Raw genomic sequence first — 16,132 nt, 5'->3', positions numbered from 1 at the left:
CAAGGATTTCAGCATGACCCAGATGAACATCGCCATCGCCGGCGCCGGCGGCCGTATGGGCCGCATCCTGATTGAAGCCGTGCAGAACGCCGACGACGCCCGCCTGTCCGGCGCGCTGGGCCGGGCCGGCAACGAGCAGGCCGATGCCGCCGCCTTCCTCGGCACGCCGTCCGGCGTGGCGGTGGAATCGGCCTTCGACAAAGGCCTGGCCGGCGCGCAATTCCTGATCGACTTCACCCGTCCGGAAGCGACGCTGGAGCATGTGAAATACTGCGCCGAACACGGCATCAAGCTGGTGATCGGCACCACCGGTTTCGACGACGCCGGCAAAGCGGCGATTGCCGCCGCAGCCAAGAAAACCGCCATCGTGTTCGCGCCTAACTTCTCGGTCGGCGTCAACGTCACCATGAAGCTGCTGGAGCAGGCCGCCAAGGCGCTGTCGACCGGCTACGACATCGAAATCGTCGAAGCCCACCACCGCTTCAAGGTTGACGCCCCGTCCGGCACCGCGCTGAAAATGGGCGAAGTGATCGCCGATGCGCTGGGCCGCGACCTGAAAGACTGCGCCGTCTACGCGCGCGAAGGCGTGACCGGCGAGCGCGACCCATCGTCGATCGGCTTCGCCACCATCCGCGGCGGCGACATCGTCGGCGACCACACCGTCCTGTTTGCCGGCATTGGCGAACGCATCGAAATCAGCCACAAATCCAGCAGCCGCGTGACCTACGCGCACGGCGCGCTGCGCGCCTGCCGCTACCTGGCCGACAAGCCGACCGGCCTGTTCGACATGTACGACGTGCTGGGCCTGAAAGACAAATGAACCCGGCCGCCAGCGAATTCACCCTGTCCCGTTTCTGGGAGCAAGGCGACGCCATCAGCCACGCGGTAGCGTTTGTGCTGCTGGCGATGTCGCTGATCAGCTGGTTCTTCATCCTGGCCAAGGCCTATGCGGCCTACCGCATCCGCCGCAGCGCGCCGGCGGTGCACAGCTTCTGGGATGCGCCGACCATGCAGGACGGCGTGTCCGCATTGACGCTGGCCGATCCCGAAAAGATTTTCCTGCCGCTGGCAGAGCAGGGCGCAACGCAGCTGCGCGCGTCCGACCGTCCGTCGCTGGGCGGCGAGATGGACCGCGCGGCGCAAGTCACGCGGGTGCTGCGCGGCGCCATCCAGCGCTCGACCAACCGGCTGGAAGGCGGCTTGACCCTGCTGGCGTCGATCGGCGCCACCGCGCCGTTTGTCGGCCTGCTGGGCACGGTGTGGGGGATTTACCATGCGCTGGCCAATGTGTCGTCGCACGGTTCGGTGCAGATCGATAAAGTGGCCGGCCCGGTGGGCGAGGCGCTGGTGATGACCGCGATCGGCCTGACTGTGGCGATTCCCGCCGTGCTGGCTTACAACGGCTTCAACCGCGTCAACCGACTGACGCTGGCCGAGCTGGACGCGTTTGCGCACGACCTGCACGCCTACCTGACCAAGTAAGCACACAAGCTCATGGCCTTCGGCTCCTTCAACCATCATCGCAATCCGGGCCCGATGGCTGACATCAACGTCACGCCGATGGTGGACGTGATGCTGGTGCTGCTGGTGATTTTCATCCTGGCCGCGCCGATGTTCACCGGCTCGGTGCAGCTGGAACTGCCGAAGGCGCAAGCGCCTGCCACGCCGTCGGCGCCGGCGGCCACGGTCACGCTGTCGATCGACGGCAAGGGCAAGATATTCTGGAATAACGATCCGGTCGACCAGGCCGCACTGGACGCGCGCTTCGTCAATGCGGCCAAGCTGGACCCGCAACCGGAACTGCAACTGCGCGCCGACAAGGACACCCGCTACGAAATCGTGGCGCAAGTGATGGCCGCCGCGCAGAGCAATGGACTAACAAAATTGGGCTTCGTCACCGATCCCAAGAAAGAGAAAAAATAATGGCAACCGCAGAACTGAATGGCGCAGCCATCACCGATTTCCCCAGCTTCCACGCCGCCTGCAAGGCTGCGATGGGCTTCCCCGACACCTATGGCAACACCATGGATGCGTGGGTCGATTGCCTGAGCTACCTGCGCGATGAAGACGGCATGAGCAAGTTCCGCCTGAAGCCGAATGAAGTGCTGGAAATCGTCATCAAGGACGCGCCGGCCATGCAGGCCGCCGTGCCCGATATTCTGGAAGAATTGACGTACTGCGTGGCCGGCCTCAACGAGCGCTATGAAGACTACGGCGAAAAGCCGGCCCTGAAACTTACTCTGCGCTGATTTCTACGCCAGCCGGCACGGCGTTCGGGATCTGCGACTTGGCGCCGGTTTCGCCGGGCGCTAGCGTCAGCACCTCGAAGCCGGTTTCGGTCACGTGCACCATGTGTTCCCATTGCGCCGACAGCGATTTATCGCGCGTCTCGACGGTCCAGCCGTCGCTCAATTCCTTCGTCGCCGCCTTGCCGGCATTGATCATCGGCTCGATGGTGAACAGCATGCCTGGCTTGAGCACCATGCCCTGGCCGGGACGGCCGTAGTGCGTCACCTGCGGATCTTCGTGGTAGACCATGCCGATGCCGTGGCCGCAGTAATCCAGCACCACGCTGTAGCCGGCCTTTTCGGCTACGGTCTGGATCGCAAAGCCGACATCGCCCAGCGTCGCTTTCGGCTTGACGGCGCGGATGCCGGCCCACATGGCGGCGTAGGTGGTCTCCACCAGCTTGCGGGTTGGCTTCGACGGTTCGCCGACGTAGTACATGCGGCTGGTGTCGCCGTGCCAGCCATCCTTGATGACGGCGACGTCGATGTTGATGATGTCGCCATCCTTCAGCACCTGTTCGGCCGACGGAATGCCGTGGCACACCACGTGGTTGACCGAGCTGCACACGGTGGCCGGGAAGCCGCCGTAGCCGACGTTGGCCGGAATCGCCTGCTGCACGTTGACGATGTAGTCGTTGCACAGCTGGTCGAGGTAGGCCGTGGTCACGCCTGGCTTGACGTGGGGGGCGATCATGGTCAGCACGTCGGCCGCCAGTTGGGCGGCGACGCGGGCCTGGACCATTTGCTCAGGCGTTTTGATGAGATTGGCGTTGCGGCGGGACATGGGGCGACCTCTTTATTTGCAGAGGCAGTATTTTCCCACAATCGCTAGCGCACCGCTGTCAAATCGAAGCGGGGGTTGTAGATCAGCCCCAGGATGTTGCCGAACGGGTCGGCCAGTTCCACCGTCCGGATGCTCTCGCCGACGTCCTGGATGGCGCCGTGGATGGTGGCGCCGAGCGCGCTGATGCGGGTGACTTCCGCTTCGATATCGTCGACACCCCAGTAGATGGTGCTGCCGGTGGTGCCGGGTGTGCCGTCCGGGATCAGGCCCAGCTCAAAGCCGCCGATGTTGAAGCCGACGTAGAACGGCTGGTCGAAATAGGGCGCGGCGCCGAAGACCTTGGTGTACCAGTCCTTGGCGGCGGCCAGGTCCGCCACCGGGTAGGCGACGGTGCGTAATCCGTTAATCATGAGTGTCTCCCGTTGATAAAAACATCATCTTGGCACATCAGGCGGAAGGGCGATTGGAAAAATGGAATCGTTCGGGCGTGGTGGCCGCCAGTTCCTGAAAATCGTGGATCAGGTGGGATTGGTCGAAGTAGCCGCATTCCAGCGCCAGTTGCGCCCAGTCGGGCGATGAGGTGGTCTTGAGGGCGGCGGTGGCGTGGCGGAAGCGGCAGATCCGCGCAAACAGCTTGGGCGACAGGCCGACATGCTGGCGGAACTGCGCCGCCAGATGCTGGCGCGACACGCCCAGCCCGGCCGCCAGTTGTTCGACGCGCAAGGCGCCGCGGCTACCGTCGAGCGCCGCTACCGCCCGCTGCACCAGCGCCAGCGTACCGGCCGGCCGCATCGTATCGGCTTGGCCAGCTCGCAGCCGCCGCAACAACTCCTGCTCGATGAGCGCCAGCCGCGCGCGCTCCGGCTCCTCGTCGGTCCACAGCGCATCGGCCAGCCGGTCGGCATCGCTGCGGCCCCACAGCAAATCGATATCGGCGCGCTGATCTGTCAGCGCCTGCAATGGCGCGGCCAGGAACACGCCCGCCATGCCCGGCTTGAAGCGCACCGCCAACGTCAGCACCGGCCGCGCGCTGGCGACGAAGATCGACGACGACATCATCCCCACTGCAAATCCCTGCTGGCCGCCGTCCTGCCACAGAATATCCACACAATTGTCCGGCAACACCCGGTGCGTATGCGCCGAAGCCGGCGCCCGCGCCGCCCACACGCATTCCACATGCGCCGCCAGCGCTGGATGGGGTACATATTCGCGATAAAACATGGCAGATTATTATCCTTTCTCCAACCCCGCAGGGCCACAAAGGGGTCTGACCCCGTACGGGGTCAGACCCCGACGGCGACTCGCCGCTTGAGGGGTAAAGCACGCGCAGGCATATTTTATAGAATCAGCCGGCCTTCACCCCTGCATCGGTGCGTGAAACACTCGGCCTCAAGGTATAATGTCCGGTTCATATTCACTAATTGGCCGTACACCATCATGCAAGATAAATATAGTCCCGCTGACGTAGAAAAAGCCGCCCAATCCCACTGGAAGGCGATCGATGCCTATAAGGCCGTCGAACACGACCCGCGCTTCCCGAAAGGTAAATACTACGCCTGCTCGATGCTGCCTTACCCATCGGGCAAGCTGCACATGGGCCACGTCCGCAACTATACGATCAATGACGTGATGTACCGCTATCTGCGCATGAACGGCTACAACGTGCTGATGCCGATGGGCTGGGACGCCTTCGGCATGCCGGCCGAGAATGCGGCGATGGCCAACAACGTGCCACCGGCGCAATGGACCTATTCGAACATCGCCCACATGCGCTCGCAAATGGAGCTGATGGGCCTGGCCATCGACTGGTCGCGCGAAATGACCGCGTGCAAGCCGGAATACTACAAGTGGAACCAGTGGATGTTCCTGAAGATGCTGGAAAAAGGCATCATCTACAAAAAGACCGGTACCGTGAACTGGGATCCGATCGACCAGACCGTGCTGGCCAACGAGCAGGTTATCGACGGCAAGGGCTGGCGCTCGGGCGCGGTGATCGAGAAGCGCGAGATCCCGATGTACTACGCGCGCATCACCGATTACGCCGATGAGCTGCTGGGCTATGTCGACGACAAGCTGCCAGGCTGGCCTGAGCGCGTGCGCATCATGCAGTCGAACTGGATCGGCAAATCGACCGGCGTGCGCTTCGCCTTCCCGCACGAGATCAAGGACGCCGACGGCGCCCTGATCGGCGACGGCAAGATGTACGTGTTCACCACCCGTCCGGACACCGTGATGGGCGTGACCTTCTGCGCCGTCGCTGCCGAGCATCCGCTGGCCGTGCTGGCCGCGCAGACCAATCCGGAACTGGCTGCCTTCAATGCCGAGTGCAAACTGGGCTCGGTGATTGAAGCCGACATGGCGACGATGGAGAAGAAGGGCATGCCGACCGGCCTGTTCGTCACCCATCCGATCACCGGCGACAAAGTCGAAGTCTGGGTCGGCAACTACGTGCTGATGACCTACGGCGACGGCGCAGTGATGGGCGTGCCGGCGCACGACGAGCGCGATTTCGCGTTCGCCAAAAAATACAACCTGCCGATCAAGCAAGTCATCAAGGCTGAAGGCCAGGAATTCTCGACCGAAGCCTGGCAGGAATGGTACGGCGACAAAGAAATTTCGATCGTCACCAACTCCGGCAAGTACGACGGCCTGCGCTACGCCGAAGCCGTGGACGCAGTGGCCGCGGACATGGCCGCTCTTGGCCTGGGCGAGAAGAAGATCACCTTCCGCCTGCGCGACTGGGGCATCTCGCGCCAGCGCTACTGGGGCACGCCGATCCCGATGATCAACTGCGCCGATTGTGGCTCGGTGCCGGTGCCGGAAAAAGACCTGCCGGTAGTGCTGCCGGAAGACTGCGTCCCAGATGGCAGCGGCAACCCGCTGAACAAGTACGAAGCCTTCCTCCAGTGCGACTGCCCGCAGTGCGGCAAGCCTGCGCGCCGCGAAACCGACACCATGGATACCTTCGTCGATTCGTCGTGGTACTACATGCGCTATACCTCGCCAGGCTCGAACGACGCCATGGTCGATGCCCGCAACGATTACTGGATGCCGATGGACCAGTACATCGGCGGCATCGAACACGCGGTGCTGCACCTGCTGTACGCGCGCTTCTGGACCAAAGTCATGCGCGACTTCGGCCTGGTGAAATTCGACGAGCCGTTCACCAACCTGCTGACCCAGGGCATGGTGCTGAACGAGACCTACTACCGCGAAGACGCCGCCGGCAAGAAGACCTGGTTCAATCCAGCCGACGTTGATCTGACCGTGGACGACAAGGGCCGCCCGCAAGGCGCGCTGCTGAAGGATGACGGCCAGCCAGTGCAAATCGGCGGCACCGAGAAAATGTCGAAGTCGAAGAACAACGGCATCGACCCGCAAGCGCAGATCGAACAATACGGCGCCGACACCGCGCGTCTGTTCACCATGTTCGCTTCGCCGCCAGAACAAACGCTGGAATGGTCGGGCAGCGGCGTGGAAGGCGCCAACCGCTTCCTGAAGCGCGTATGGAACTTCGGCTACGCACAGCGTGAAGCCATCGCTGCCGCTGGCGCGCCACTGGTTGCCGCCGCGACGTCGGACGCCGGCAAGACCCTGCGCCGCGAAGTGCACAAGGTGCTGCAGCAGGCTGACTACGACGTCAAACGCATCCAGTACAACACCGTGGTGTCGGCCTGCATGAAGATGCTGAACACGCTGGAATCGGCCAAGGACGTGGAAGCGGCCGTGCTGTCGGAAGGCTATGCGATCTTCCTGCGCCTGCTGAACCCAGTGGCGCCGCACATCACCCACGTGCTGTGGAAAGAACTGGGCTACGCTGGTGATATCCTCGACGCGGCCTGGCCGCAGGTTGATCCGGCCGCGCTGGAACAATCGGAAATCGAGATGATGATCCAGGTGAACGGCAAGCTGCGTGGCAGCGTGGTGGTGGCCAAGGGCGCCGACAAGGCATCCATTGAAGCCGCCGCACTGGCCAACGAAGCGGTACAGAAGTTCATCGAGGGCACGCCGAAGAAGATCATCGTGGTGCCGGGCAAGCTGGTTAACATCGTAGTGTAAAGAGAACTATGGCGACTACTCTGAAGTTTTTCCGTCGCGGCGCGCTGTATGCCGCCGTGCTGGCCGCATCGTTGACGGTGACGGCCTGCGGTTTCCACCTGCGCGGCGACAGCGGCCATTACACGCTGCCGTTCCCGACGATTTATGTGGGACTGCCGGAGTCGTCGCCATTGGCGATTGATCTGAAGCGCAATATCCGCGCCAACGGCGGCACCACGGTGGTCGCCAGCGCCAAGGATGCCGATGGCGTGGTCGAGGTCTTGAGCAATCCTGAGAAAACCAAGACCAAGACCATTCTGTCCCTGAACAGCAACGGCCGGGTGCGACAGTACCTGCTGACCTACAGCATCCTGTTCCGCGTCCTCGACAAGCAGGGCAAGGAGCTGCTGGCGCCAACCAACATCACGCTGACCCGGCCGATCGACTTTAACGAAACCCAGCTGCTGGCCAAGGAGCAGGAAGAAGCCTTGCTGTACAAGGACATGCAGACCGACCTGGTACAGCAGATGATGCGCCGCATCGCCGCCGTCAAGACCTCGGGCATGTCGCTGCCGCCGCAGGCGCCGACGCCGCTGCCGGCCGGCATCCAGCCATCGGGCCAGCCGTCGACGATTCCGCCGGCCGTGCCGATTCAATAAAGGCGCCGCATGCAATTACGGTTGGAGGCGCTGGACGGCCATTTGAGCAAATCGCTGTCGCAGCTGTATGTCATCACCAGCGACGAGCATCTGCTGGCGCTGGAGGCTGCGGACAAGATCCGCAAGACCGCGCGCGCGCAAGGCTATTCCGAGCGCGACGTGCTGACCGTGGAGCGCAGCTTCAAGTGGGGCGAGCTGCTGGCGGCCAATCAGGCCTTGTCGCTGTTCGGTGACAAGAAGCTGATCGAGCTGCGCATCCCGACCGGCAAGCCGGGCAAGGATGGCGGCGCGGCGCTGCAAAATTATGTTAAGGATCTGAGTCCGGACAACCTGACTTTGATCACGCTGCCAAAGCTGGACTGGCAGACGCAGAAGGCGGCCTGGGTCGCCAGTCTGCAACAGGCGGCGGTGTATATCGACATCCCGCAGGTGGAACGGGCGCAGTTGCCCAATTGGATAGGCCAGCGCCTTGCTCAACAAGGGCAAAGCGCGGACCGGCAGAGCATCGATTTCATCGCCGATCGCGTGGAAGGCAATCTGCTTGCGGCCCATCAGGAGATTCAAAAACTGGCCTTGCTGCACGAGCCGGGCAAGCTGACCTACGAGCAGATACACGAAGCGGTGCTGAATGTGGCGCGCTACGATGTGTTCAAGCTTAGTGAGGCGATGCTGGTGGGCGATCCGGCGCGATTGATCCGCATGCTGGACGGCCTGAAAGGCGAGGGCGAAGCGCTGCCGCTGGTGCTGTGGGCGGTGTCGGAGGAAATCCGCACGCTGCTCAAGCTGAAGGCGGGCATGGCGCAGGGCCGGCCTTTGGGTGCGCTGCTGAAGGAGCATCGCATCTGGGGACCGAAGGAACGCATGATGGACCCGGCGCTGCGCCGCCTGTCGCTGCCGACGCTGGAAGCGGCAATGAAGGATGCAGCGCAAGTGGACAAGATGATCAAGGGCCTGCGCGCGAAAGCGTATGCCGGCGACGCGTGGGACGCGATGCTGCAACTGGCGTTGAAAGTCGCGCGCGGTTAACCACCGACGAGACAACGATGGACATCAAGCAGTACATGGAACAACTGGGCCAGCGGGCGCGCAAGGCATCGCGCGCCATGGCCCGTGCCGACAGCGCTGCGCGCAACCGCGCGCTGACGCTGATCGCCGATGCAATTGAACGCGACGCCGACGCACTGCGCGCCGCCAATCAGCTGGATATGGACGCCGCCGCCGCCAACGGCCTGGAACCAGCGATGCTGGACCGCCTGGCGCTGTCGGACAAGGCCATCGCCACCATGATCGAGGGGCTGCGCCAGATCGTTGCGCTGCCGGACCCGATCGGTGAAATCTCCGGCCTGAAATTCCGTCCGACCGGCATCCAGGTCGGCCAGATGCGGGTGCCGCTGGGCGTGATCGGCATCATCTACGAATCGCGCCCGAACGTGACGGTGGATGCGGCCGGCCTGTGCATCAAGAGCGGCAACGCCACCATTCTGCGCGGCGGTTCGGAAGCGATCCACTGCAACCGCGCGCTGGCCAAGCTGGTCAAGGAAGGCCTGGAAGGCGCAGGCCTGCCGGCTGACGGCGTACAAGTGGTGGACACCACCGATCGTGCCGCCGTCGGCGCCTTGATCACCATGCCGCAGTATGTGGACGTGATCGTGCCGCGCGGCGGCAAGAGCCTGATCGCGCGCCTGATGGCCGAAGCCACGGTGCCGATGATTAAGCACCTGGATGGCATCTGCCACGTCTACATCGACGGCAAGGCCGATATGAAGAAGGCGGTGGACATCGGCTTCAACGCCAAGTGCCACCGCTACGGCACCTGCAACACGATGGAAACGCTGCTGGTGGCGCGTTCGATCGCGCCGGCGGTGCTGCCGCAACTGGCCGCGCTGTACGCAACCAAAGAGGTCGAGCTGCGCGCCGATCCGGAAGCGAAAGCCATCCTGGCCGGCTACCCGCACCTGGTGGACGCGACGGAAGAGGATTGGTCGACCGAATACCTGGCGCCGATTCTGGCGGTCAAAGTGGTAGAGGATATGGACGAGGCGATGGACCACATCAGCGCCTACTCGTCCAAGCACACGGAAGCGATCATCACCGAAGACCATTCGGCGGCGATGCGTTTCCTGCGCGAAGTGGATTCGGCGTCGGTGATGATCAACGCCTCGACCCGCTTTGCGGACGGTTTTGAGTACGGCCTGGGGGCGGAGATCGGCATCTCCAACGACAAGCTGCACGCACGCGGCCCGGTCGGCCTGGAAGGTCTGACCTCGCTGAAATACGTGGTATTCGGCCACGGAGAAGTTAGACAATAAGGATCGCTCATGCTGTACCTCTGGATCAAAGCACTGCATATCTTCTTCGTCATCGCCTGGATGGCCGGCGTGTTCTACCTGCCGCGCATCTTCGTCAACCTGGCGATGGAGACCGACCGCAATACCACCGAGCGCCTGCTGCTGATGGCGCGCAAGCTGTATCGTTTTTCGCTGTGGCTGTCGGTGTTTGCAGTGCTGTTCGGGGCGTACCTGATCTATCTGGCGTACGGCGCGCACATGCCGGGCTGGCTGCACGCCAAGCTGACCCTGGTGGTGGTGCTGATCGGCTATCACCATATGTGCGGCGGCATCCTGAAGCGCTTCGAGCGCGGCGAGAATAAACGCAGTCACAAGTGGTTCCGGGTGTTTAATGAGCTGCCGGTGTTCCTGATGCTGGGCATCGTGCTGCTGGTGGTGGTCAAGCCTTTCTAAGGGAAGCATCATGAGCAAAGTGTGTCAGTACTTCTTTGCAGCGCATTCGCCGTGGGCGTATCTGGGCCACGAGCGCTTCGTCGCGCTGGCGCAGAAACATGGCGTGCAGGTGGATTTGCGGCCCTGCGATTTGAGCAAGGTGTTTGGCGTCTCGGGCGGCCTGCCGCTGGCGAAACGCGCGCCGCAGCGCCAGGCTTACCGCCTGGTGGAGCTGGCGCGCTGGGCGGAGTATCTCGGTATGCCGCTGAAGACGCAGCCGCAGTTTTTCCCGGTGTCGCCGGAGCTGGCCAACAAGATGATCGTCGCCGCGCGGCTGGCGCATGGCACGGAAGTCGGCCTGACGCTGGCCGGCGCCATCATGCGGGCGCTGTGGGCGGAAGACAGGAATATCGGCGACGAGGCCACGCTGGTGCAGATTGCCGGCGGTTGCGACCTGGATGGCAAGGCGCTGGTCAAGTCGGCGGAAACGGCCAGTGCGCAGGCCGAGTATGAACGGAATACGGACGATGCGAACGCCGCCAGCGTGTTCGGATCGCCGTGGTATGTGTTGGAAGGCGAAAGCTTCTGGGGCCAGGATCGTCTGGACTTCCTGGAGCGCGCAATAACGAAGTAATCGGCGCCGCGCCCGCGTGGGCGGCGCGCATTTTTTTTAACGGACAAAAGGTACACCTATGGCATCCTTCTTTTGCCCATGCCCGCGCGGCATGGAAGCGGCGTTAGCCGAAGAACTGCGCGAAATCGCACAACAAAGCACCACCCTCAAGGTGCACAACGAAGTCCCGGGCGGCGTGCACGCTTCGGGCGAGTTGACCGACGCTTACCTCATGAATCTGCACTCGCGCATTGCGTCGCGCGTGCTGATGCGCATGGGTGTGGTCGGCTACAAGAACGAGAACGATATCTACGATCTGGTGTTGGCGCAGCCGTGGGAAGAGTGGTTCAGCTACGACCACACCATCCGCGTGGACGTCACCGCCGTCAAGTCGCCGCTGAAAAGCCTGGAATTCACCACGCTGAAGATCAAGGATGCGGTCTGCGACCGTTTTCGCGACCAGTACAACAAGCGTCCTTCGGTGGATACCAAGGAACCGGATATGCGGATCTTCGGCTTCCTCGATGCGCGCCAGTTCATCATTTACCTGGATACGTCGGGCGAGGCGCTGTTCAAACGCGGCTGGCGTACCGAGACCGGCGACGCGCCGCTGCGCGAAAACCTGGCCGCCGGCCTGCTGCGCGTGGCGGGCTGGAAGCCGGGCATGCCGCTGTTCGACCCAATGTGCGGTTCCGGCACCATCCTGTGCGAAGCGGCGCAGATGGTGCAGGGCGTGCCACCAGGCGCGCGTCGCCGTTTCGCGTTCGAGAAGTTCCACGACTTCGACGCCAAGGTATGGCAGGACATGAAGGCGGCCATCAAGCCGAATCCTCTGCCGTCCGAGCCGACCATCTTCGGTTCCGATATCTCGGGCGATATGGTGGAGATGGCGCGTCACAATCTGCGCAGCGCCGGCATTCTGTTTGATGTGCCGATGAAGCAGATCGAAGCGCAGCAGGTGCAGGCGCCGACTTCGGTGCCGGGTATTTTGCTGACCAATCCTCCGTACGGCGAACGTATCGGCGTGCGCGGTGACAGCACCTTGCCGCAGGATGAACTGGCTAACAGCTTCTACGCGGATTTCAGCAGCACGCTGAAGCAGCGCTTTGCTGGTTGGACGGTGTATCTGTTCACGGCGGATCTGGGCGTGCCGAAGCTGCTGCGCTTGAAAGAATCGCGCAAGACGCCGTTCTTCAACGGCGCGCTGGAATGCCGTTTGTTCCGCTTCGATATGGTGGCCGGCTTTAACCGCCGCGACGCCGCCAAACCAAAAGAAGCCTAACCCCGCAGGGCCACAGAGGGGTCTGACCCCGTACGGGGTCAGACCCCGGCGGCGGCGGACCGTTTTGGGGTGCACGCATGCGCGCCAAAAGGAAAACGATTTATGCTGCCAACTCCGCCAGCCGACCTGCCAGACCAGGACCTCGACCACGACGTCCCGCCCCCCGAACCATCACACCGCAAACCCCTCACCGCCGCCGCGCTGGCCGTGATGCTGGCCGGCCTGTCGATGATCGGCCCGTTCTCCATCGACGCCTACCTGCCGGCCTTCCCCAACATCCAGTCCACGCTGCACGCCACGCCGCTGGAAGTGCAGCAAAGCCTGACCTTCTATATGCTGGCCTTCGCCGGCATGGTGCTGTGGCATGGCGCGCTGTCGGACGCCTTCGGACGCCGCAACGTCATCCTGGTCTCGCTGGCCATGTTCGCCATCGGCACGCTGGGCTGCGCATCCGCCCACACCGTCCACTACCTGTGGGTTTTCCGCATCATGCAAGGCATCTCGGCCGGCGCCGGCGTGGTGGTCGGCCGCGCCATCATCCGCGACCTGTATGCGGATGCCGCCGCCGCCCGCCTGCTGTCGCTGGTGACCATGATCTTCTCGATCGCCCCGGCCATCGCACCTATCCTGGGAGGCTGGATCGTCACGCTGTTCGACTGGCGCGCCATCTTCCTGTCGCTGCTGGCCTACAGCACGCTGCTGTTTATCTTTTGCTATCGCCGCCTGCCGGAGACGCTGCCGCCGGAAAAACGCCATCCGTTCAACCCGCGCTTCCTGGTCCGCAATTACGGCGAAATCCTGCGCTCACCGCTGTTCCACCTGAAGACCGGTGTGGTGGCGCTGAATTTCGCCGGCCTGTTTATCTACATCGCCGCCGCGCCGGTGTTTCTGCCCGAGGAGCTGCACCTCGGGCCGTCGCAATTCGCCTGGCTGTTCATTCCTTCGGTGAGCGGCATCTTCCTTGGCGCGCTGGCCGCCAACCGTATCGCCGGCAAGATGCCGTTCGCGCGCCAGATCGGCATCGGTTTCTGCTTCCTGCTGTCGGCGTCCACCGTCAATCTGTTGTATCACAGCTTCCTGCCGCCGGCGCTGCCGTGGACCGTGCTGCCGATGTTGTTTTATACGTTCGGGATGTCGATGGTGGCGCCGGGGGCGACGCTGCTGGCGCTGGACCTGTTCCCGCACATCCGTGGCACGGTGGCCTCGGTGCAGTCGTTCGCTGTCACCCTGCTGGGCGCCATCGTGGCAGGGGTGATTGCCCCCTTCTTATCACACTCGACGTTGTGGTTAGCCGCAGGACAGATGGCCTTTAGTGCCTCTGCTCTCGCTTTGTGGTTGACGTCGCGTCATTACCGGCGCATGCTAGCGCGCTATCCGAGCTGATAAACATTAACGGCAGGAAAGTGACTTAGTTGAGAAAGAAATTTTTCCACGTGTTAAGTTATTATCAGACTTTATGCTAAGATAATTTTTTAGCGCGATTATTTTAGGTCTGAAACGCGCTTGGAACCCGCATGAAACCTAACGTTGGTGGAATTTGGCCGTTGAGTTCCGCTCTTTGATCGATGTCTACTGGCGGCAATGTTTGATACGATGCATCAACAATCTGACCATGATATTCGCAATCGACTGCTGATTGCCCGTCTGCCGGCCATGCCGCAGATACTCATCAAGTTGATTGAACACTTGCAAGCCGACGACGCCGGCATGCCGGAGCTGGCCGCCCTCATCGCCAAGGATGCGGCGATGACCAGCAAGATCCTTACCGTCGCCAACAGCTCGGCCTACCATCGCAACCAGCGCACGGTGGGCCTGGAGCAATCGCTGGTATCGCTCGGCACCGACATGATCAAGACGCTGGTGATCAGCGAATCGGTCTTCCAGACCTTTAACAGCTTCCCGCATTCCGCCAGCACCGACTTGCGCGGCTTCTGGAAAGGCTCGCTGACCACTGCCGTCATCGCGCGCGACGTCGCCCGCCAGATGGAATATCCGCACGTGGAAGAGGCCTACCTGGCCGGCCTGCTGCACAACGTCGGCCGCCTTGCCCTGCTGGCCACGGCGCCGAAAGAATACGCCTTTAACTTCACCGCGCGCGATGACGAAGACCTGTGCGCGGTCGAACAACGCACGCTGCAGATCACCCACTCGGAAGCAGGCGCCTGGCTGATCGAACGCTGGAACCTGGATTCCTTCCTGGCCGACAGCGTGCTGTATCACCACGAACCGATTACCCGTCTGGAAGCGGCCCATCCGCTGATCCGCATCGTGCGGCTGGCGCACCTGCTGTGCTGCCACGAAGACCAGGAGGTGGCCATCGAAGAGGCGGCGCGCCTGTGCAACCTGGATGGCGAGAAGCTGGAGCAGATCATCAGCAACGCCGCGCGCCAGGTGGAGAAGTCGGCCAACTACCTCGGCATCGACCTGGCTGGCGCTGACGATATCGTCGCCCCGGCGGCGTATGCGCCGCCGATGGTCGATCCGGTGCAGCAGCGGCTGTCGGAAGAAGTCCGCAACATCATGCTGGTGTCCGAGATGGGCCAGACCTTCGCGCGCCAGCATGGCGAAGCGGGCCTGCTGGAAGCCATCACGCGCTCGGCGCGCATCCTGTTCGATCTGGAAAACGCCGTGCTGCTGCTGGAGAACCCCACCGGCCATGCGCTGCACGGCGTGTCGACCGGCGAGGGCCAGCAACGGCTGGCCGAATTCGTGATCCCGCTGAATAAGGGCGGCGTGGTGGCGCAGGCGGCGCTGGAGCGCAAGCTGGCCTACATCAGCCGCGAAGGCCAGGCGCTCAACGTCTCGGAAGAACAGCTGTTCCGCATTCTCGGCAGCGACAGCATGGTGTGCTTGCCGCTGGTGGCCAACCAGCGCTGCCTCGGTGTGCTGATCGGCGGCGCGCCGGCGTGGCAGCTGCAAGCGCTGCAAAAACGCGAGCGCTTCCTGCAATCGTTCGGCACCCAGGCCGCAGCCTCGCTGGAGACGGCGATGAGCGAACGCGGTCACGCCAAGCGCCAGATCGCCCATGTGGCGGAAGAATACCGCGAAGCCTCGCGCCGCGTGGTGCATGAGGTGAACAACCCGCTGTCGATCATCAAGAACTACCTGTCGGTCCTGGACAGCAAGCTGGCGCGCCGCGAGCCGGTGGTCGGCGAGATGTCGATCCTGAACGAGGAGATCGACCGCGTCGGCCAGCTGATTAACGGCCTGGCCGATTTGCAGCCGACCGAGACCTCGCGCGTCACCGACGTCGCCAAGGTGGTGGACGATGTGCTGCGCCTGTTCCGCGCCACCGACTTCGTGCCGGCCTCGGTGCAGATCGTGGTGCGCATGCAGGAAGAGCCGGCCGAGATCGACGGCGACGCCGACATGCTCAAGCAAGTGCTGGTCAACCTGATCAAGAACGCCATCGAAGCCCTGGCCGATGGCGGCAAGATCGAGATTTCAAATCGCGGTCACGTGAACCGTGAACGCAAGCTGTATCTGGAACTGGTGGTGAGCGACACCGGTCCGGGTTTGTCGGCAGACGTGCTGGCCAACCTGTTCTCTCCTGTGCAAAGTAGCAAGGAGGGCGCTCACCATGGCCTTGGACTGTCCATCGTCCATAGCCTGGTCAAGAAAATGCAAGGCCTGATTACCTGCCGTTCCGGCAAAACGGGTACTACCTTTGAAATCCTGCTGCCAGCCAAAGGCAGTACCAGCCAACTCACCAGCGTGACAACGCGGGTGATGGATTCCGCTTAAGGCC

At 62.8% G+C, this 16,132-nt stretch carries 16 protein-coding genes; 13 read left to right on the top strand and 3 right to left on the bottom strand.

Annotated features, from left to right (window positions below; all coding sequences use genetic code 11):
• Window positions 1–13 precede the first annotated feature (13 nt).
• From dapB to GTP69_RS09055, 4 genes are read left to right on the top strand one after another with little or no spacing between them, the layout of a single operon-like run.
• The gene (gene dapB / locus GTP69_RS09070) at window positions 14–820 is read left to right on the top strand and encodes a 4-hydroxy-tetrahydrodipicolinate reductase (RefSeq protein WP_161054570.1); all 807 of its coding nucleotides are present in this window, start codon (window positions 14–16) and stop codon (window positions 818–820) included.
• Window positions 817–1,482 (top strand): MotA/TolQ/ExbB proton channel family protein, encoded by a 666-nt coding sequence (locus tag GTP69_RS09065; protein WP_161054569.1) that lies wholly within the window; start codon window positions 817–819, stop codon window positions 1,480–1,482. The genes dapB and GTP69_RS09065 overlap by 4 nt, the downstream gene beginning before the upstream one ends.
• A 12-nt stretch (window positions 1,483–1,494) precedes the next feature.
• Window positions 1,495–1,923, top strand: coding sequence for an ExbD/TolR family protein (locus GTP69_RS09060; protein WP_161054568.1), 429 nt, complete (start codon window positions 1,495–1,497; stop codon window positions 1,921–1,923).
• Window positions 1,923–2,249 (top strand): barstar family protein, encoded by a 327-nt coding sequence (locus tag GTP69_RS09055; protein WP_110845495.1) that lies wholly within the window; start codon window positions 1,923–1,925, stop codon window positions 2,247–2,249. Before GTP69_RS09060 ends, GTP69_RS09055 begins: the two co-directional genes overlap by 1 nt.
• On the opposite strand, the gene map is transcribed toward GTP69_RS09055, so the two are convergent.
• The 3 genes from map to GTP69_RS09040 are packed head-to-tail and all read right to left on the bottom strand — an operon-like array spanning window position 2,236 to window position 4,293.
• Window positions 2,236–3,072 carry a type I methionyl aminopeptidase gene (gene map, locus GTP69_RS09050; RefSeq protein ID WP_161054567.1) on the bottom strand — a complete coding sequence of 279 codons (837 nt, stop codon included), beginning with the start codon at window positions 3,070–3,072 and terminating at the stop codon, window positions 2,236–2,238. The two genes, GTP69_RS09055 and map, sit on opposite strands and share 14 nt — an antisense overlap.
• Window positions 3,073–3,116: 44 nt before the next feature.
• The gene (locus GTP69_RS09045; RefSeq protein ID WP_161054566.1) at window positions 3,117–3,482 is read right to left on the bottom strand and encodes a VOC family protein; all 366 of its coding nucleotides are present in this window, start codon (window positions 3,480–3,482) and stop codon (window positions 3,117–3,119) included.
• 37 nt (window positions 3,483–3,519) lie between these two features.
• Entirely contained in the window at window positions 3,520–4,293 is a 774-nt protein-coding gene (locus GTP69_RS09040) for a helix-turn-helix transcriptional regulator (RefSeq protein WP_161054565.1), read from the bottom strand.
• Window positions 4,294–4,509: 216 nt separating this feature from the next.
• Here GTP69_RS09040 and leuS point away from each other — a divergent pair, with 216 nt between their 5' ends.
• From leuS to GTP69_RS08995, 9 genes are all read left to right on the top strand, one after another.
• Window positions 4,510–7,131, top strand: a complete 2,622-nt coding sequence (leuS, locus tag GTP69_RS09035; RefSeq protein WP_161054564.1) for a leucine--tRNA ligase — start codon at window positions 4,510–4,512, stop codon at window positions 7,129–7,131.
• Window positions 7,132–7,139: 8 nt separating this feature from the next.
• The gene (locus GTP69_RS09030) at window positions 7,140–7,769 is read left to right on the top strand and encodes an LPS-assembly lipoprotein LptE (RefSeq protein WP_161054563.1); all 630 of its coding nucleotides are present in this window, start codon (window positions 7,140–7,142) and stop codon (window positions 7,767–7,769) included.
• A gap of 9 nt (window positions 7,770–7,778) precedes the next feature.
• Window positions 7,779–8,795 (top strand): DNA polymerase III subunit delta, encoded by a 1,017-nt coding sequence (holA, locus tag GTP69_RS09025; RefSeq protein WP_161054562.1) that lies wholly within the window; start codon window positions 7,779–7,781, stop codon window positions 8,793–8,795.
• A 17-nt stretch (window positions 8,796–8,812) separates the two neighbouring features.
• Window positions 8,813–10,078, top strand: coding sequence for a glutamate-5-semialdehyde dehydrogenase (locus tag GTP69_RS09020; protein WP_161054561.1), 1,266 nt, complete (start codon window positions 8,813–8,815; stop codon window positions 10,076–10,078).
• 9 nt (window positions 10,079–10,087) lie between these two features.
• Window positions 10,088–10,510, top strand: a complete 423-nt coding sequence (locus GTP69_RS09015; protein ID WP_161054560.1) for a CopD family protein — start codon at window positions 10,088–10,090, stop codon at window positions 10,508–10,510.
• A 10-nt stretch (window positions 10,511–10,520) separates the two neighbouring features.
• Window positions 10,521–11,123 carry a 2-hydroxychromene-2-carboxylate isomerase gene (locus tag GTP69_RS09010; RefSeq protein WP_161054559.1) on the top strand — a complete coding sequence of 201 codons (603 nt, stop codon included), beginning with the start codon at window positions 10,521–10,523 and terminating at the stop codon, window positions 11,121–11,123.
• A 58-nt stretch (window positions 11,124–11,181) separates the two neighbouring features.
• Complete coding sequence (locus GTP69_RS09005) at window positions 11,182–12,384, top strand: THUMP domain-containing class I SAM-dependent RNA methyltransferase (protein ID WP_371867865.1); 1,203 nt, start codon at window positions 11,182–11,184, stop codon at window positions 12,382–12,384.
• A 102-nt stretch (window positions 12,385–12,486) separates the two neighbouring features.
• On the top strand, window positions 12,487–13,767 hold the full coding sequence (locus GTP69_RS09000; protein ID WP_161054558.1) for a multidrug effflux MFS transporter: 1,281 nt from the start codon (window positions 12,487–12,489) through the stop codon (window positions 13,765–13,767).
• Window positions 13,768–13,977: 210 nt separating this feature from the next.
• Window positions 13,978–16,128 carry an HDOD domain-containing protein gene (locus GTP69_RS08995; RefSeq protein ID WP_229260862.1) on the top strand — a complete coding sequence of 717 codons (2,151 nt, stop codon included), beginning with the start codon at window positions 13,978–13,980 and terminating at the stop codon, window positions 16,126–16,128.
• Window positions 16,129–16,132 lie beyond the last annotated feature (4 nt).

Source organism: Duganella levis (genome assembly GCF_009857605.1).
GTDB classification, from domain to species: Bacteria; Pseudomonadota; Gammaproteobacteria; order Burkholderiales; family Burkholderiaceae_D; genus Rugamonas; species Rugamonas levis.
Note: the sequence above shows the minus strand (reverse complement) of the source record. Positions and strands in the feature narration are given on the sequence as shown.